This is a genomic window from Rhizobium laguerreae, from assembly GCF_002008165.1.
In the GTDB taxonomy this organism is placed as follows: domain Bacteria; phylum Pseudomonadota; class Alphaproteobacteria; order Rhizobiales; family Rhizobiaceae; genus Rhizobium; species Rhizobium laguerreae.
In genome coordinates, this window is record NZ_MRDM01000003.1 from 71,497 (window position 1) to 89,353 (window position 17,857).

The 17,857-nt window shown below is 60.5% G+C and carries 19 protein-coding genes; 5 read left to right on the forward strand and 14 right to left on the reverse strand.

What is annotated here, in order from left to right; translation table 11 throughout:
* Window positions 1-25: 25 nt before the first annotated feature.
* The 9 genes from ccoS to ccoN form a co-directional block, all read right to left on the reverse strand.
* Window positions 26-184, reverse strand: coding sequence for a cbb3-type cytochrome oxidase assembly protein CcoS (gene ccoS, locus BS630_RS03870; RefSeq protein WP_077976355.1), 159 nt, complete (start codon window positions 182-184; stop codon window positions 26-28).
* Window positions 181-2,463 (reverse strand): cation-translocating P-type ATPase, encoded by a 2,283-nt coding sequence (locus BS630_RS03875; RefSeq protein ID WP_077976356.1) that lies wholly within the window; start codon window positions 2,461-2,463, stop codon window positions 181-183. The genes ccoS and BS630_RS03875 overlap by 4 nt, the downstream gene beginning before the upstream one ends.
* The gene (locus BS630_RS03880; protein WP_077976357.1) at window positions 2,460-2,945 is read right to left on the reverse strand and encodes a FixH family protein; all 486 of its coding nucleotides are present in this window, start codon (window positions 2,943-2,945) and stop codon (window positions 2,460-2,462) included. The genes BS630_RS03875 and BS630_RS03880 overlap by 4 nt, the downstream gene beginning before the upstream one ends.
* Complete coding sequence (ccoG, locus tag BS630_RS03885) at window positions 2,942-4,510, reverse strand: cytochrome c oxidase accessory protein CcoG (protein WP_077976358.1); 1,569 nt, start codon at window positions 4,508-4,510, stop codon at window positions 2,942-2,944. The genes BS630_RS03880 and ccoG overlap by 4 nt, the downstream gene beginning before the upstream one ends.
* A gap of 197 nt (window positions 4,511-4,707) precedes the next feature.
* Entirely contained in the window at window positions 4,708-4,893 is a 186-nt protein-coding gene (locus BS630_RS03890; RefSeq protein ID WP_077976359.1) for a hypothetical protein, read from the reverse strand.
* A 10-nt stretch (window positions 4,894-4,903) separates the two neighbouring features.
* A complete protein-coding gene (gene ccoP, locus BS630_RS03895) occupies window positions 4,904-5,767 on the reverse strand; it encodes a cytochrome-c oxidase, cbb3-type subunit III (RefSeq protein WP_077976360.1) in 864 nt (287 codons plus the stop codon).
* Between the two features lies 1 nt (window position 5,768).
* Window positions 5,769-5,921, reverse strand: a complete 153-nt coding sequence (locus tag BS630_RS03900) for a cbb3-type cytochrome c oxidase subunit 3 (RefSeq protein WP_077976361.1) — start codon at window positions 5,919-5,921, stop codon at window positions 5,769-5,771.
* An 8-nt stretch (window positions 5,922-5,929) separates the two neighbouring features.
* A complete protein-coding gene (gene ccoO / locus BS630_RS03905) occupies window positions 5,930-6,664 on the reverse strand; it encodes a cytochrome-c oxidase, cbb3-type subunit II (RefSeq protein WP_077976362.1) in 735 nt (244 codons plus the stop codon).
* Window positions 6,665-6,672: 8 nt separating this feature from the next.
* A complete protein-coding gene (gene ccoN / locus BS630_RS03910; RefSeq protein ID WP_077976363.1) occupies window positions 6,673-8,295 on the reverse strand; it encodes a cytochrome-c oxidase, cbb3-type subunit I in 1,623 nt (540 codons plus the stop codon).
* A 229-nt stretch (window positions 8,296-8,524) separates the two neighbouring features.
* Here ccoN and BS630_RS03915 point away from each other — a divergent pair, with 229 nt between their 5' ends.
* The 3 genes from BS630_RS03915 (at window position 8,525) to BS630_RS03925 (ending at window position 11,792) form a co-directional block, all read left to right on the forward strand.
* A complete protein-coding gene (locus BS630_RS03915; RefSeq protein ID WP_077976410.1) occupies window positions 8,525-9,256 on the forward strand; it encodes a Crp/Fnr family transcriptional regulator in 732 nt (243 codons plus the stop codon).
* A gap of 25 nt (window positions 9,257-9,281) precedes the next feature.
* Window positions 9,282-11,207, forward strand: coding sequence for a hybrid sensor histidine kinase/response regulator (locus BS630_RS03920; RefSeq protein ID WP_077976364.1), 1,926 nt, complete (start codon window positions 9,282-9,284; stop codon window positions 11,205-11,207).
* Window positions 11,208-11,348: 141 nt separating this feature from the next.
* A complete protein-coding gene (locus BS630_RS03925; RefSeq protein ID WP_077976365.1) occupies window positions 11,349-11,792 on the forward strand; it encodes a pseudoazurin in 444 nt (147 codons plus the stop codon).
* On the opposite strand, the gene BS630_RS03930 is transcribed toward BS630_RS03925, so the two are convergent.
* From BS630_RS03930 to hemN, 3 genes are all read right to left on the reverse strand, one after another.
* Window positions 11,782-12,009 (reverse strand): hypothetical protein, encoded by a 228-nt coding sequence (locus BS630_RS03930; protein ID WP_077976366.1) that lies wholly within the window; start codon window positions 12,007-12,009, stop codon window positions 11,782-11,784. The two genes, BS630_RS03925 and BS630_RS03930, sit on opposite strands and share 11 nt — an antisense overlap.
* 108 nt (window positions 12,010-12,117) lie before the next feature.
* Window positions 12,118-12,603: a hypothetical protein gene (locus BS630_RS03935; protein ID WP_077976411.1), complete on the reverse strand. Its 486-nt coding sequence runs from the start codon at window positions 12,601-12,603 to the stop codon at window positions 12,118-12,120.
* A gap of 166 nt (window positions 12,604-12,769) precedes the next feature.
* Window positions 12,770-14,122 (reverse strand): oxygen-independent coproporphyrinogen III oxidase, encoded by a 1,353-nt coding sequence (hemN, locus tag BS630_RS03940; RefSeq protein ID WP_077976367.1) that lies wholly within the window; start codon window positions 14,120-14,122, stop codon window positions 12,770-12,772.
* Window positions 14,123-14,658: 536 nt separating this feature from the next.
* On the opposite strand from hemN, the gene BS630_RS03945 reads away from it, so the two are divergent.
* Window positions 14,659-14,997 carry a hypothetical protein gene (locus tag BS630_RS03945; protein WP_077976368.1) on the forward strand — a complete coding sequence of 113 codons (339 nt, stop codon included), beginning with the start codon at window positions 14,659-14,661 and terminating at the stop codon, window positions 14,995-14,997.
* A gap of 114 nt (window positions 14,998-15,111) precedes the next feature.
* Window positions 15,112-15,837 (forward strand): response regulator, encoded by a 726-nt coding sequence (locus BS630_RS03950; protein ID WP_077976369.1) that lies wholly within the window; start codon window positions 15,112-15,114, stop codon window positions 15,835-15,837.
* A gap of 588 nt (window positions 15,838-16,425) precedes the next feature.
* Here the strand turns inward: BS630_RS03950 and BS630_RS03955 are convergent.
* Window positions 16,426-16,857 carry an EF-hand domain-containing protein gene (locus BS630_RS03955; protein WP_077976370.1) on the reverse strand — a complete coding sequence of 144 codons (432 nt, stop codon included), beginning with the start codon at window positions 16,855-16,857 and terminating at the stop codon, window positions 16,426-16,428.
* Window positions 16,858-17,481: 624 nt separating this feature from the next.
* Complete coding sequence (locus BS630_RS03965) at window positions 17,482-17,787, reverse strand: hypothetical protein (RefSeq protein ID WP_077976371.1); 306 nt, start codon at window positions 17,785-17,787, stop codon at window positions 17,482-17,484.
* Between the last annotated feature and the right edge of the window lie 70 nt (window positions 17,788-17,857).

Consider the following 17,857-nt stretch of genomic DNA (forward strand, 5'->3'; position numbering starts at 1 on the left):
CCTTTCGTTTTTGCCCTATATGCTTTCAAGGTTTCTTGCGATCGGTTTCGTCGTCGACGAGAATTCGCCAGGCGGCTCCCTCAAGGTCGTCATACTGGCCGCTCCTCAGTGACCAAAGGAACGCCAGGAGACCCATTCCCCCCATCAACAGCGCAATCGGTATCAGATAGATCAGCATGTTCATGCGGGTTTCACCTCGCCGGTGGCTCGCGTCTCATCCCTTATGCGGGAATGCCTGCCGAAGTCGTTCAACCGCAGCGCGTTCGTCACGACGATGATCGATGACGTCGACATGGCCACTGCCGCTATGAGCGGCGTTGCCAGTCCGGCGATCGCGATCGGGACCGCCAGCACATTATAACCAATTGCCAGAACAAAGTTCTGCCGGATCAGTGTGGCAGATCTTCTCGCGACGGCGATCGCTTCCGGAACTGCATCGAGCCGCTCGTTGAGGAAGACAAGATCGGCCGCCTGTCGTCCAATGTCGGATGCGCTGGCGGGGGCCATCGAAACATGCGCGGCGGCAAGAGCCGGAGCGTCGTTGATCCCGTCGCCAACCATCAGAACGCGGCGGCCCTCGCCGCTCAGCCTCTCGCATTCCTCGACCTTCCGCTTCGGCGCCAGGACGCCCTTAGCCGTGTGGATCCCGAGAAGCTGCGCTGTGGTGTCGACGGCGCTTTGCCTGTCGCCGGATATTATAAGCGTTTCAAGGCCGAATTCAGCGAGCTCGCGGACAGCCTCGCCAGCGCCAGGGCGAAGCGTGTCGTCAAAAAGGAATCGAGCCAGACTGCCGCCGTTCTTGGACAGGATCACTTCCGAAAACGGGTTGTCGATCGCGCTGTGCGCGAGGCCCGCCCCGCAGGCAAAGGCCGGGTTGCCTAGTCGATAGACATCCGTTCCGCTCCTGGCCTCCAGTCCTCCGCCGGGGATTTCCATGACCCTGTCGAAGGAGAATGACGAAACGGGCTCCATGTCCCGCACCAGAGCTTGGGAAAGTGGATGGCGTGAATGGACGGCTAGTGCGCAGGCGATTGAGGGGTTGCCAGCGTCGGTTACCTCGACTCCAACAAGGCGGGGCCGTCCCATCGTCAGCGTGCCGGTTTTGTCGAAGGCGACGATATCCACCTCGGCCAGTCTTTCGAGCGCCGAACCGTCCTTGACCATGATGCCCTTGCCGAAAAGCTCGCCCGCCGCGACCACCTGGACCACGGGCACCGCAAGGCCCAGCGCGCAGGGACATGTAACGATCAGCACTGCCACCGCGACCAGCATGGCCTGTTTCCAGTCGCCGCCGAAGATGCCCCAGGCGAGAAAGGATACCAGCGCCAACATGTGGACGGCTGGGGAATAAAGCGCTGCCGCCCGGTCGGCTATCCGGCGGTAGCGAGCCCTGCCGCCTTCGGCGGCTTCCATGAGGCCGATGATTTCGGATAACAGTGAATCCCTCGCCACTTTCGTTGCCCGCAGGATGAGGGAGCCGGTCAGATTCATCGAACCCGAACTCGCCGTGCTCCCTTTTGCGACGGCGACCGGACTACTTTCACCGGTGACGATGGAGAGATCCACATCGCTCTCGCCGCTGATGATCATGCCGTCGACGGGGATCCTCTCGCCGGCCGCGACGGAGATCTCGTCTCCCACGGCGATCTCTTCCACCGGAACGTAGCGGCGCGATCCGTCGCGCATCAGCAGCAGCGCTCCGCGCGGGGCCAGTCTTGCAAGACCGTTGATCGCCGCGCGCGCCTTTTCCCGCATCACGTGATCGAGGGTCCTGCCGATCAACAGGAAGAACAGCAGCGACACCGAGGCATCGAACCACGCATGTTCGCCATGATGCACGGTCTCCCACAGGGAGACGGCATAGGAGAGCGTCACTGCGAGCGTGATCGGAACGTCCATGTTGGTGCGTCCGCGTTTCAGGGCGTTCCAGGCCGATTTGAAGAAGAAGCGTCCTGCATAGACCAACGCCGGGGCTGCGATCATCGCCGAGACCCAGTGAAACATGTCACGCGTCGCCGCATCGGCGCCCGACCAGACCGACACCGAGAGCAGCATGATGTTGGCGGCTGCAAAACCTGATACGCCGATCGCCAGCAGCAGCTGGTTCCTGATCCTGTCGTTTTCAGGTGCTGCGGGCGTGAAGAGATGCGCGCGATATCCGGCCGAGTTGATCGCTGCGAGAATTTCGGAGGGGTCGGTCGCCCGCGTTTCGATCTCCTCCTGGTAGACGCAGCTAACCCTGCGGGCAGAGAGATTGACCCGGGCTTTCCTGACGAAGGGAACCGCCGACAGTGCTTTTTCGATGGCGGATATGCAGCCGCCGCAGTGCACATCGGGTATGCTGAGGTCGAGCTGGCACAATCCGCCCCCGAGCTGGTGGCTGGCCAGACGCACCTCTTCGGCGCTGACGAATGTCGCGCTGAGGGCGAGCACACTTTCCGCGTCCATGGTACAGCAGGTCATTGGCCTAACCCCCCGGTATCGATGCGCTTGGCCACATGCATGACGACCACGCCGTTCCTTTTCGATATTGCCTCGACGATCCAGTCGCCGCCGGCGACCTCGTGATCGGCTTCGAACCGGCCGTCGCCGATCTTACGGAGCGTCACGTGGAAATCCTCATGATCACCGACTGGCCGTTTGAAGCTCAGCGTGACCTCGTCGATGGTCGCAGGCGTCCCCTCTTTGTCGTGGATGTCGTAGCGGATCTCGCGGCCCTTGACGGAGAGAGCACCCTCGACGCCTGAGGCGGCCATCGCTTTCATCGCTGCGGCCTTTCGGTTGAATTCCTGGCTGGCCACATAGGTGTTTTCCACGACCAGGCCGCTCCAGCTGGATGAGGCATAGAAGGCCATCGTGAAGTTGACGGCGATGACGACGGCGAAGAATGCGGAGGTTGCAAGCACCATGTGCCAGCCGGTAAAACTACGGGTGGAAGCCTTCATTTCACGTCTCCTGGTGCGTTAAACGCCGCGCGATAGGTCGCCCGGTCGGAATGACCCGTATCTTCGGTGACGAAAAGGAATTCACTGATTTCCGCCCGGTCGGGCTTGCGCGTGACAAAGACTTTAAGCGTCGTGGCCGCGTCGGGTTCGGCATGGACGGTGAAGCTGCGACGGTCTTGTTTTCCGAGCTCGGGAATGCGCATGGTCGCGCCTTCCAGTCCGACCAGCGTGATGGTCACGTCTCGCGGCGCCGGCACCATATTCAGGACGCGAAGCGTATAGCCGTTCCTGATTGAACCGTCGCTCTCCAGGACATATTGGGGATTGCGGTCATGAACGACGTTGAGCTCCAGCCGCTCCCGGAAGGCGAGATGAACGGCCATCGCAACGCCGATCAAGGCCAAGACGACGGCGTAGAAGACGATTCTGGGACGGAAGACGATGCGCCAGTCGAAATGCCGGACCGCTGAGACGAAGCTTCCATCCTCGTTTCGGACCTTGGGCGGCTGAATGGATGTTCGTCCGCCGTCCGTCGCAACCGACATATTGCTCGAATATTCGCTGAGCGTTGCGTAGGCGATCAGGCCGCGCGGTTTGCCGAGTTTGTCCATTACGTCGTCGCAGGCGTCGATGCAGAGAGCACATGTGATGCACTCCATCTGCTGTCCGTCGCGTATGTCGATGCCCATCGGACAGACGGCCACGCAGGCGTTGCAATCGACGCAGTCGCCGATCGGCAGGCCTTGGGCCTGGGCCTTCTTCGGGTGCCGCGACCGCTGCTCGCCCCGCCAGTCATTGTAGGTGACGACGAGGGAATTCTCGTCGAGCATGGCGCCCTGAATGCGCGGCCAGGGACACATGTATGTGCAGACCTGTTCGCGCATGAGACCGCCAAGCACATAGGTCGTAGCGGTCAGAATAGCGACCGTGGCGTAAGCGGCGACCGGAGCGGTGCCGGTGAAAAGCGATACGGCCAGGCTCGGCGCGTCGGCGAAATAGAAGATCCAGGCACCGCCCGTTGCGACGCCGATCAGGATCCAGATGGAATGTTTGGCGACGCGCTTTCTCAGCTTGTCGACGCTGAAGGGAGCGGCATCCAACTTCATGCGCGCATTCCTGTCGCCTTCAATCGCGCGCTCAACCACCAGAAAAAGATCGACCCAGACAGTCTGCGGACAGGCGTAACCGCACCATGCGCGGCCCACCGCCGAGGTGACAAGAAACAGACCGAACCCCGCCATGACGAGCAGGCCCGCGACGTAATAGAATTCCTGGGGCCAGATCTCGATGAAGAAAAAGAAGAAGCGTCGCGAAGAGAGGTCGACAAGGATTGCCTGGTCGGACGCATAGGGACCGCGATCCCAGCGAATCCACGGCGCAAGATAGTAGATGCCGAGTGTAATCAGCATCACGATCCACTTAAACCGGCGGAACCGCCCCTCGGCGCGCTTGGGAAAAATCTTCTTCCGGGGGGCATAGAGGGGCTGCCTATTGCGACGTGCATTGACAGGCTCGACGCCGACCCGCTCGATGTCATTGGGATCTGGGGCAGTATAGAGATGCATGGCTCTGTCCGATTTTGACCCCCTCTTCTCCCACCTGCGAGACATCGGTTCCTTGATGCAGATCAAGAAATCTTCAAAGGCAATCTCGGGGGAGTTGATCTTCCCGAAAAGGAAAGGGCCACGCCCTGGAGAGAGGGCGTGGCCTGCAGGAGCTGCGGGGGAGAAACACCGCTGGGACGTCCTCGACGAGCTAAGGACTAACGGCTCGTCTGCTTTTGATCTTTGAGGCAGGTCAAACTTACGATCGAATTACCGATCTTTGCCGGATCGTCCTGCTCGGGTGATGGGGGCATTGTCTTGGCGCGCTCCGATATGCGCGAGCGGATGGCGGCGCGCGGTGTGCCGTAGAGGCCGAGGATTGGATTGTGGTCATGATCTGACATGGCATCCTCCTTAGGTTCCGCCGCCGAGCGAATGGACAAAGATCGTCAGTTCCTTGACCGTCGCGTCGCCCAGGCGTCCTGCCCAGGCCGGCATCACGCCATGCTTGGGAGAGGCCACCTGGCGAAAGATCGCATCTTCGCCGCGCGACTTCAGCCAGATCGCGTCCACGAGATCGGGGGCGCCCATTTCCATTTTCCCCTTGGCGTCCTCGCCGTGACAAGCGGCGCAGTTATCGGCGAAGACCTGTTTTCCCGCCTCGGCGAGAGCTGGATTGGAAGGCTTATTGGTCAATCCCCAGACATAGGCGGCGACCTGCCTCATCTGGATCGGTTCCAGGACATCGGTAAAGGCCGGCATCTCCGAAGCGTGCGTCTCGGAATCGGACTCGAAACGGACCCCATGCGCAATCGTCGTCTGGATTGCATCCAGGTCCCCACCCCAGAGCCAGTCATCGTCGTTGAGGTTGGGAAAGCCGGGGCCGCCGCTCGCTCCCGAGCCATGGCAGGTGGCGCAGTTTACCTTGAACGCAGACGCGCCCCCGGCGATCGCGAATTCACGAAGGGCAGGGTCGGAAGCGATCTCCTGCACCGTCTTTGCTGCGACCAGATCAGTCAGCTTCATCTGCGACGCCTTGGCCTGATTTAGGTCCTGCTGCAGTTCGGCGCGCGTGGAGTAGCCGAAATAGCCTTTCGTGGCGGAGGTGATCATCGGGATGGCGGGATAAGCGATCGCATAACCCACCGCCCAGAGAATGGTGGCATAGAAGGTCCACACCCACCAGCGGGGCATGGGATTGTTGAGTTCGCGGATGCCGTCCCATTCATGTCCTGTCGTTTCGACGCCACTCACTTCATCGATCTGTTTTTCCGACATCTCAATCATCCTTCAACGGAATATCGGCGGCCTCCTGGGCCGTCTGCTTGCTTCCAGGGCGAAGCGTGAACAGAACCGCGCCGACGAAGAAGGCCGCCATCGCCAGCAAGCCCCAGCTGTCGGCGAAATGTCTCATTGCAGTGTAGGTTTCCATGGATCACCTCAGCGGTAGCCGGTCGCATCGTCGTAGGTCGAAAAATCGACCAACGTTCCGAGCATCTGCAGGTAGGACACCAAAGCGTCCATTTCGGTCAGCCGGGCGGGATCGCCGTCGAAATCGCCGACCTTGGCCTTCGGATAGCGCGCGAGCAGGGCCGTCGTGTCGGCATTCGGATCGGCCTGCGCCTTCATGTCTGCCTCGGCATTGGCCAGCATGTCGTCGTCATAGGGGACGCCGACGTTCTCATTGGCCCTGAGGTCCATTCCGACACCCTTGACCGTCACTTCCTGCTCCTCGAGGAAGGTGTAGCTCGGCATGATCGATTCCGGTACGACGGCGCGCGGATTTGCCAGATGCTGGACATGCCATTCGTTCGAATAGCGCCCCCCCACACGGGCCAGATCCGGCCCGGTTCGCTTGGATCCCCACTGGAACGGATGATCGTACATCGATTCCGCGGCCAGCGAGTAATGACCGTAACGCTCCACCTCGTCGCGGAATGGCCTGATCATCTGGCTGTGGCAAACATAGCAGCCTTCGCGGATGTAGATATTGCGCCCCGTCAGCTCGAGGGGTGTGTAAGGCCGCATGCCTTCCACTTTCTCGATCGTGTTCTGCAGATAGAACAGTGGTGCGATTTCGACGATGCCGCCGATGCTGACGACCAGCAGCGAGCCGACCAGAAGAAGCGTTGCATTCTTTTCGAGAATCTTATGTTTATCCAATATCGATGCCATGTCTCACCTCATTCGGCAGGCTGTGCCTGGGGCACGAAAGTGATCGGGATTGCAGCTTCGTCGCGCAGGTGGCCGCGGATCGTCATGAACACGTTCCAGGCCATGACGAGGCCGCCCGCCAGATAAAGAGCTCCACCGATAGCGCGCAGCACGTAGTAGGGGATCATCGCCGCGACCGTCTCGGCGAAGGAATAGACGAGGAAGCCCTGGGAATTGTATTCGCGCCACATCAGCCCCTGCTGTATGCCGGCAACCCAGAGCACGGCCGCGTAAACGACAATACCAAGCGTTGCGAGCCAGAAGTGCCAGTTGACCATCCGTAGGCTGTAGAGACGCTCGCGTCCCCACAGCTTCGGCGTCAGGTAGTAGATCGCCCCGAAGGTGATCATCCCGACCCAGCCGAGTGCGCCGGAATGCACGTGACCGATCGTCCATTCGGTATAGTGGCTGAGCGAATTGACGGTTTTGACAGACATCATCGGGCCTTCGAAGGTCGACATGCCATAAAAGGCAATGGCGACGATCATCATACGGATGATCGGATCGGTGCGGATCTTGTCCCAGGCTCCCGAAAGGGTCATGAGGCCGTTGATCATGCCGCCCCAGGAGGGCATCCAGAGCATGATCGAGAAGACCATGCCGAGCGTCTGGGCCCAGTCGGGCAGTGCCGTGTAGTGCAGATGATGCGGGCCGGCCCAGATGTACATGAAGATCAGCGCCCAGAAGTGGATGATCGAAAGCCGGTATGAATAGACCGGTCGGTTGGCCTGCTTCGGCACGAAATAATACATCATTCCCAGGAAGCCGGCGGTGAGGAAGAAGCCGACGGCGTTGTGGCCGTACCACCATTGGGTCAGCGCGTCCTGGACGCCCGAGAAGGCAGAATAGCTCTTGGAGCCAAGAAATGAGGCCGGAACCGCAAGATTGTTGACCACGTGCAGCATCGCGATGGTGACGATGAAGGCGAGGTAAAACCAGTTTGCCACGTAGATATGCGGCTCTTTGCGCTTCAGGATCGTGCCGAGATAGACGGCGAGATAGCCGACCCAGACGACGGTCAGCCAGAGATCGACATACCACTCGGGTTCGGCATATTCGCGGGCCTGCGTAATACCGAGGACATAGCCGGTCGCAGCCATCACGATGAAGAGCTGGTAGCCCCAGAAGACGAACCAGGCGAGGCTACCGCCGAAGAGGCGAGCGTGACACGTACGCTGGACCACGTAAAAGGACGTCATGATCAGCGCATTGCCGCCGAAGGCGAAGATGACCGCCGATGTGTGGACTGGCCTCAGCCTGCCGAAACTGAGATAGGGCGCAATGTTGAGGTCGGGAAAGGCCAGCTGCAGGGCAACAACGACGCCGACGAGGAAGCCGACAACGCCCCAGAATACCGTGGCGATCAGGCCGTAGCGGATCACCTCGTCGAAATAGCCCGATATATCGACTGTTCGTCGTTGGCCTGCCGGTGCGAAGTCGACCTTCCTGACAAGGAGCAGGGCTCCAGCAACGAGGCAGAAGCTGAGTATGCCCATATGGACCGCAAAGAGATGATCGTGCGCAAATGCGGCTCCGAGCAGCGCGAGAAACGCCGCGACTGCGATCACCATCGTTTCCGTCGTGTAATTCATGATGTCGTCCCCGGTGCGCCGACAACCGCGTCGCGGCCGTCTTTCTCGCGAGGACTGTCATAAAGCCGGGAGCGGCTCCTTGATTTACATCAACAAGCGGAGCGGAAGGCGCAGACGAACCCGCCGCTGTTACACACCGTTACACTCTTTCACCCTTTGGCACCGTCTGCTCATCTCCGTGTGACGCAGCAGCTGTCTACTGCCCCCACTGACATGAGGGGACACGATGATGCTGATGCAGAACAACCACGCATTCGAAACCGTCGAGAAAATTGGTGAAGCCATTGGTGCCGGCCAATCGCTTACCTCGCTTTTCCTGCGCTCGGCGGCGGAAACTGTCGCAGCCGGCAAGGTGATTTGCTGGGAAGGCGACAAGGCGAAACATCTCTTCCAGGTGGAAGAAGGCGTCGTTCGCCTGCATCGCATCATCGGCGAAGGACGCCGCGTGATCACGGCGTTTCATTTCGCCGGCGATCTCATCGGCGCCTCCTTGCAAAATGACTTTATTTTCACCGCGGAGGCCGTCACTGAATGCAAGATCCGGCGCATGTCGCGCAAGAACTTCCACGAAGAAGTCGCTCGGTCAGAAGCGCTCGGGCCGGCCTATATCTCCCTGCTTTGCCAGGAGGCGGCCGCTGCGCATGAACAGATGGTGCTGCTGTCGAAAAAGAATGCCGAGGAGCGTCTCTGCAGCTTCATCGTCAAGCTTGCATCCCGCCGCGCCCCGCTGCCGGGCAAAGGTCTGGTGCGCGTTCCCATGAACCGCCAGGACATTGCAGATCATCTCGGCCTCACCATCGAGACCGTGTCTCGCACGATCACGAAACTGGCATCGCGCAACATCATTATTCCCGAGGGCAGGCACGACCTGCGGATCGTCAACCTCGCCCGGTTGACACAGTTATCCGGCGACGCTGATGATTTTTCTGACGATTCCTGTCATAGGGTCAAGCTGCACTGATAGACAAAGCCTCAGGATGACCGTCATGCCTCACCGTCTCGTCTCACCGAGAACCGCATTGCCGCAGGAGCTGGATGCCATGGTGCACGTGCTCGACGGAGCGGATATCGTGGTCCATCGTTTCGACGGCACGATTACGCATTGGTCCATCGGCTGCGAGAACATGTATGGTTGGGCCAGAGAGGAGGCCGTCGGTGAGAAGATCCACGACCTTCTGGCGACGAAGTTTCCCGAACCGGCAGAAAACATCCGCGATCAGCTGAAATCGCGCGGCTTCTGGCAGGGCGAAATCACTCATCGCCATAAGAGCGGGCACGACATTCATGTCGCATCCCGCTGCGTGCTGGTCAATCTGCCGGACGGCGAGCTTTCCGTCATCCAGACAAACAGCGATGTCACGGCGCTGAGGCGGGCTCAGGAGGCGGTAAAATCGCGTGAGGCGCATCTCAGCTCGATTCTCGATACAGTACCTGATGCGATGGTGGTGATCGACCATAAGGGAACGGTGCTCTCGTTTAGCAAGGCCGCCGAAAAACTGTTCGGAATGCCGGCGGATCAGATTTGCGGCCGTAACATCAGCAACCTGATGCCCAATCCCTACCGCGACGCCCATGACGGCTATATCGACCACTATATCCAAACCGGCGAGAAGCGCATCATCGGCTATGGGCGCGTCGTAACGGGACAGCGGGCCGACGGCTCACAATTCCCCATGGAGCTGCATGTCGGCGAGGCAACGGCCAATGGCGAACGAATTTTCACCGGATTCGTCCGGGACCTGACGAGCCGTTTCAAGATTGAGGAGGATCTTCGCCAGGCGCAAAAGATGGAGGCGATCGGGCAGCTCACCGGAGGCATCGCGCATGACTTCAACAATCTCCTGACCGTCATCAGCGGCAATCTCGAAATGATCGAGGACAAGCTGCCCTCCGGCAGCCTTCGCGACATTCTCAAGGAGGCCCAGGCGGCTGCGCAGGACGGAGCGATTCTGACCGGCCAGTTGCTGGCCTTCGGCCGTCGGCAGCCGTTGAACCCCAAGCATGCCGATCTCGGTCAGCTCGTGAGCGGCTTTTCGGATCTGCTGCGGCGAACGCTCGGCGAAGATATCAAGCTGTCGACCGTCATTGATGGGTCGGGGTTCAATGTCCTCGTCGACGGCTCGCAACTTCAGAATGCCGTTCTGAACGTCGCCCTGAACGCAAGGGACGCCATGCCGAGGGGCGGCAGTCTGACGACGACGATTTCGCGCGTCCACCTCGATGCCGACTATGCAAAGATGTATCCGGAGGTGCGCAGCGGCAACTTTGTCCTCGTTAGCATGACGGATACCGGCATGGGCATGACCGAGGAAGTCAGGAAGCGCGCGATCGAACCTTTTTTCACCACGAAGGAAGTCGGCTCGGGCACAGGGCTTGGGCTCAGCATGGTCTATGGTTTCGTCACGCAGTCGGGCGGGCACCTCCAGCTTTACAGCGAGCCGGGACGCGGTACGACGGTCAGGATATATCTGCCCGTCATCAGCGGGGCGGAAGCCCGCGGGCCTGCGCCGGATCAAGGCAGCGGCGAAAGCCAGGTGCCTCGCGGCGACGAAACGGTACTGGTCGTCGAAGATGACGCCCGCGTCCGCCGCGTGGCCATCGCCAGGCTCGCTTCCATGGGCTACACGGTGCGTGAAGCCGAAAACGGCCGCAGGGCACTCGAACTCTTGCGGGAAAACGCCGATATCGCGCTGCTGTTCACCGACATCGTGATGCCGGGCGGGATCACCGGCGACGAGCTTGCACGAGAGGCGCGCGTTTTGCGTCCCGACATCGCGGTTCTCTTCACCTCAGGTTATTCCGAGCCGGGCCTTGCGGGCAAAGGCATCGTTCCCGGCGCACAGTGGCTGCGCAAGCCCTATACTGCCAAGGAGCTGGCGTCGAAGATCCGCGAGCTTCTCGACGCGAAGTGACCTCCGGTCACTGCCCAATCGATTACCGTCTAAATTGTCGGGTTTTTTCTCGAATTTGACGGGCGTCAAAGGGCATGGCTCTGCCATCTCTTAAGACATGTTCATGAGGCTGACCGAGTCTCACAGAACAGGAGATTGCACATGAGTTTGAAATACCGCCTGATCGCCGCAGCGGCAGCCTTGATTGCCTCGGCAGCGCCGTTAATGGCCGCCGACCACCAGGTCCAGATGCTAAATAAGGGCACCGACGGGGCAATGGTGTTCGAGCCCAGTTTTCTGAAGATCTCTCCCGGCGACACCGTAACTTTCGTTCCAACCGACAAGAGCCACAACGTCGAGACCTTCAAGGGCCTCATTCCGGATGGTGTCGCCGAATTCAAATCCAAGCCAAATGAACAGTACCAGGCGAAATTCAATGTCGCCGGCGCCTATGTCCTGAAATGCACGCCGCATGTCGCCATGGGCATGGTTGCCTTGATTCAGGTCGGCGACGGCCCGGCCAATCTCCAAGCGATCAAGATGGCAAAGGTGCCTAACATGGTACGCAAGCGGCTTGATGCCGATCTTGCGCAAATCACTCAGTGATCAACGCCGGTGCGGGTGGCCGCGCTCGCGCGTCATCCGCGTCGGTGAGAACCTGCCGGGCCTTCGTGGGTGAAGCGTTCGGGACTGCCTGCCCTGCAATGCGCCAGCTTGCATTGGCTTTTGTCTGGCGCGCCTCGTAACAGCGCCTCTCTTCGCCGAGCGCAAAACCGCCTGCCGGGTCCTTGCCGGCGTCCGCCCTGGCGCGGGCTGCCGGCACCTTCACCTCCAGCGCATTGCAGTGTCGTCGCTCTGTGGAGGGGCGGCGAGGATCGCCGTAGTGCGGCAAGCGCTTTCTTGAGGCGTTGGTGGTGAAATACGGCTTTGCTCAGGCTGCTTCGGTCTGATCGGCCGCATCCTCCAAATTTGCAGCTCCCATCGCCCTCCGGACCAAGCCCATCATCTCGCGTGCGAACCTGACATGACTGCGCGTCGAGCAGAAGAACGAACGCAGTTGATATCCGACGGCTTCCCAAGAGAGCCGGCATCGCCCCTCGCCGAGCGTTTCCAGCGTGATGACGACGTCTCGCGCAGCGCCGTGACCGAATAGGCGGCCTGCCCGCAGCCGTTCAACCGCACTGGCTTCTTCCGCGGCGTCCAAGATCAATCGGAGCTCGGACGAGATGAGCCGCTCTTCAAGCCCATGCGTCGTCTGCAGAAGCGGAAGCAGGCCGTCTGAGATACGCTCGCAGAGGCCTTCGTCTATGTGGCAAGGCAGGAAATCGGCGATTGCGTGGAGCACATCGCACCACGACATCAGTTGGTCGTAGCAGCGTTCGAGTTCTATGAAATCGGTGGCGGTCGGCTTCTTCATCATATTACCTTTGCGGGAACAGGCTCGGGCGATGCCTGTCGCCGCGACGATCGCCGAAAACGGTCCGTGAGGGCGCTGCAGCGATCTATCGAAACTTGATCCCTGAAGAACAAGAGCGAACAGCCCTCGGCCCCGACGGGCACCTCCGGCTTGGCTTTAATGGCGGTCAGGCGGCCTTGCTGTGCGTGCGTCCGTGCGAGCCGAAATAGGCGTCAAATGCCGCCGCGACCGCACGAACCATAAAGCGCGCATTCTGGGATACGACGATCCGATCGCCGCTGATCGTCACGACGCCGTCGGTGGCCAGGTCGCCGAGACGGTCGTTGCGCTCGACAAGAAAGCCGGCGTCGAAACCCGACCCGCTGCTCACCCTTGCGAGATCGACCTCGAAATCGCACATCAGCCTTTCGATAACCCTCGCCCGAAGATCGTCCTCCTCGCTGAGCAGATATCCCTTGGCCGTCGGCAGCACGCCGGCGGCAACCCGCTCGGCGTAGAGACCGAGGGGCACGTGATTCTGCATATAACCCTTCGGCAGACGCCCGATCGCCGAAGCGCCGAGGCCGATGAGGCTGTCACAGTCGTCCGTGGTGTAGCCCTGGAAGTTTCGTCTCATCGTGCCGCTGCGCGCGGCGAGCGCCAGTTGATCCTCCGGCAGCGCAAAGTGATCGAGCCCGACACGCTGATATCCGGCCTTTTGCAGCTCCTCGGCTATGGCTTCCGCCTGCTCGTTGCGCTTGCTTGCATCCGGGAGCGACGCTTCGTCGATCAGCCGTTGATGCTTCTTGAATGCGGGTATGTGGGCGTAGCCGAAAACGGCGAAACGTTCGGGCCGCAGCTCCGCAGCCAGGCGAACGGTTTCCACGCAGGATTGGACCGTCTGCTTCGGCAGTCCGTATATGAGGTCGAAGTTGATGCTCGCCACACCTGCCGAGCGCAGCCCGAGGACAGCCGTCTGCGTCTGCTCGAAGGACTGCGGCCGATTGATTGCCGCCTGCACGATCGGATCGAAACTCTGTACGCCGAGGCTCGCGCGGTCGACGCCCGCTTCACAGAACGCATCGATCATGGGAGCGGCCAATGTTCGCGGGTCGATCTCCACCGCGACGCCGGCGTCCGCCGACAAGGCGAAGGCACTGCTGAGCTTTGCCATCAGAGCAGAAAATTGCTTCGGCTTCATGATTGTCGGCGTGCCCCCGCCAAAATGCACATTTTTGACGGGCAGGTCGTTGCCAGCGGCAAAGGAGACGAGCTCGACCTCCTGGCTGATGGCGTCCAGATATTCACCGACCGGGGCGTCCTGCCGGGTGATGGACGTATGGCAGCCGCAGTACCAGCACATCGAGCGGCAGAACGGGACATGGAGATAAACCGAGACGGGGCCGGCCCTTCCGATATCGGCGAGGCCGCTAGCATATTCATCCGGCCCCACGACGGCTGAAAAAGCCGGCGCGGTCGGGTAACTCGTGTAACGCGGAAGCCGTGCATCGCCATATTTGGCGACCAGGTCGTCGGACATTGTCCCATCCTTTTTCAAGAGCACGGATGCTTTATGACGTCCGGCTGCGCAGCCTTCCTTGTCCCAAATCAAATGATGATTTCGTCGCCGGCGATGTCACCCGTTTTTGTCCACTGTCAAAGTTGCCCCCTACGCTGAGTAAGGCCTTCTTCTGACACGGGACGACCACGGTCCCGTCTGTGCGAAGGACGATAAGGTAGCGAGCAAGAATGATCGATCCTCAAACCCTCAGGTCGAAAGGGTCTACTGTCCATTATCTTGAACGCGTCGCCGACGCTCGGCTCTGTCACGAAATCACCAGGCATCGCCGCTTGTGAAAGGCGAACCGCCCGCCTATGCCGATGTTGCTCGCGGGCCTGTCAAACATGGCATTGACGCAGTGATTCATGCTTGAGGCGGACACGACACGAAGTTCGGGCGCCAATTCTTCGCCCTCTTCATTTGAGCGAAGTCAAAGCGTCCTGCGAGCGCCGCCCGTAGCTTGTAGAAATTTTGAAAGCAGCCGCAGCGACGCATCAACGATCCGGAGCGATTGAATGTCATATGAGATAGTCACAGCAAGTCTCGATACGAAAGACAAGTCGGGGCGCCTCGATGTGCGGTTTGGACCCGACATGAAGACCGTCGTCGTCTCGCGGCGGGCATTGCTGTCGGTCGCCTCGCCACCGCGGGCAACCGAATTCCGCCTACTTCAATATGTCGACACCTTCTGCCAAATAGCTGCTCGCCGCCTTGGCAACATGAGCGGCGACACGGTCTTGATCAGGGCGAACGATGTCCGGGGATGGCGCTACGCGTGGCAATCCTCGCCGGCTCCGGTTCCGATGCGGGAGGCCCGCCCTCGGCTGCACGACGCGATGTTCCCGCGATTTTGACCGGTTTTCGGCTTCCGACGAGGACAATGGACAGCATGCGGGTGACACCAGCTTGGCCGGCATGTTAAAGACCGTGCCATTGAATAGGACCTGTAACGAGCGGCGGCTTGGACGATGGCAGCACCTCAGCATGACGCGCATCTTCTCGTCGTCGACGACGACCCGCGCATTCGTCAGATGTTGACGCGCTATTTCGAGGATGAGGGTTACACAGTCTCGTCCGCCGCCGACGGCACCGAAATGCGGGTGCGCCTGCGCCAGCAGAATTTCGACGCCGTCCTGCTCGACCTCGTTCTTCCTGGCGGCGCGGATGGACTTGACCTTGCACGCGAAATTCGCGCCCAGTCCGACGTGCCGATCATGATGCTGACGGGCCGTAACGACATAGTCGATCGAATCGTCGGGCTGGAGGTCGGCGCCGACGATTACATCGCAAAGCCCTTCCATCTCCGGGAGGTCCATGCGCGCCTGAAATCGATCCTACGCCGCCGGCAATCTCCTGCGCGCAACGCCGAAGCGGCCGGCGAGGAAGTCATCGGCTTCGAGGATTGGAAGCTCAACCTCAGCCGCCGCCAGCTTCTGGACCCCGAAGGCACGGAGATCGAACTGACGACCGGCGAATTCGATATGCTGACGACCTTCGTCCGGCATGCCGGACGGGTTCTGACCCGAGAAGTTCTGATGGACCTGACCAGGGGCCGAAGCCTCGAAGCTTTCGACCGGACGATCGATGCGCAGATCGTCCGGCTGCGCCGCAAGATCGAGACCGACCCGAAGAAGCCGCAGTTCATCAAGGCCGTGCGCGGCGTCGGCTACGTCTTTACGGCAAGGCTGGATTGAGGGTTTCAACAGAGGATAGGCATTCCGCTGCCCTTGTCATATCGCTCATGAGGCGCGCAGCAAGGCGTCATCTCGGCGCGAGCGGTGGCACTTCTGAGGGAAGCCCCCACCGGCGCGGGCCGTCGGAGGTGTCCCAAACTCCGGGCGCCAGAGTTACCACCTGATCGATCGAATGAGGATCAGTGTCGGCAGCGAAAACTATTTTGAGAGGCAGCAAGGGGTCGCAACCCGTGGCGCGAACGCGTCGGCAGGCAGCCTATCTGTTTTTTCCTCGTTGATCGTGCCTCGGCGCACCATGCCCCACCCGCCGGCAATCCAGAATATTCGCAAGCGCGATTATCCGTTCAACAGATCGAAGCCCCTATGGCAGACAGAGTACTCCCTATGCCAGATTGACCGAGCGACTTTTGCCAAGCGTAGCGATGTGGAAGCATGCTCGAGGCTGCCGATATCGGTGCGGACTGCATTCAAAGGATGGGAGACGAAAGGACTCGGGGCACTTACCGCGAACCATGCATCGCGATTCTCACATATCTCGGAGTTTTCGTGGCCATCCGCGGCATGTCCGAGACCGGATCCTCCCCCCCGCTACAGTCGTATGAACGCCTGCGTCTCGTCGGGCGTGACCTTGCCGTCCTTGTTTGCGTCTACAGCATCGAATATCCGCTTATGGATCGCCGTCACCTCCTCGAAGGAAAGCGCGCCGTCCCCGTCGGCGTCGGCGATAGCGAACATGATCTTCATCATATGCCCCCGCATGCGCATCATTGGCATATTTTCCATCATGCCCGATTGCATCATATCCCGCCCCATCATCCCGCCAGGCATCATGCCGGCGCCGGGCATCGCTCCCTGGCCCTGTCCGGCCATGCCATCCGTCCCGGGGGGCGAGGCTGCCTGCGACGCGTCGGCGGGATGATGCGGGTCGGAGTCGTTCGTCTGTGCAAGCGCGAAACCTGCTGCGCCGAACGCAAAAAGGGCGGCCAGCAGTGTCATGTGTGGCAGTCTATTCGTATTCATGTCGTCTCTCCTTTGGACTGATTTCTTCGGCTCGCCGCGCATGCCGTATTTAATGCGGGACGGGTATGAAGTGGCCCTAGGCCGGATAGAGCATCTGAGCGCGGCTGCGCCGACCATCTGGCCGTTGAGAAAAATACGGCGTTTCATTGTAGTGATCCCACTCCGGATCGGCACAGCCGACCATTGGTCGTGGTTGTCCGACAGGACATCCGTCGGAAGCGACCGGATGGCGCAAACAACGCGGTCTCGGGCTTCCTCAGACCGGGTGACGAGGAGGACCGAGCGCCGGTGTCATGCCTACAGGCCCGGTCGCCCCATGCGAAATCGACGAAGGAGCCCGCAGTTGCGGGAGCTGCCGTCCCATGCGCGCGAGTGAGGACGATGCAGAATGCGCATTGGCGAGCGCAGCAACCGTTGTGGTCGGACGCATGGGCGTCTTCGCCGGCAGGAAGGAATGGCGGGGCCAAGACTGTTCGTAAGACGGACGCTCGCGGCACTGCATCGCCTGCACTCCCGTCGCGGGCGCAAGCAGAAGTGCGACCGCGACCAGGAAGGGCCAGCGCTGCATTCACCGATGATGACCTGTGGTTGTCTCGGGCCATATCCACGGCTCCACTTCGCTGCTCAGCCGAAGCGGCGGCTGATGAAGTTGAAGATCGCTGCGGTCGATGTTCCTGCATAGCCGCCGAAGACGACGCTTTGAAGGAACCCCAGGGCGACACTTCGAAGATCGTAACCCGTGAGGCCGAGATAGAACTGCAGCCACGGCTTGTGAACACCCCATTCCGGCGCGACGAAGCCGAGCAGCATGCAAAGCAGGAAGGAGATGGAGGCGAAAACGGCGAGCGTTGCGCCGAGCACCGGGACCGAAACATGAGCCGGCGTCACCAAGGATTTCACGGAATGAACATGCAAGATTGTGTTCGCCATCGGAAGTTCCTCCGGCCAGGCTGCATCTGCAGCAATCTGGACAAACCAACAATAGGCCTGCCAGCAGCGT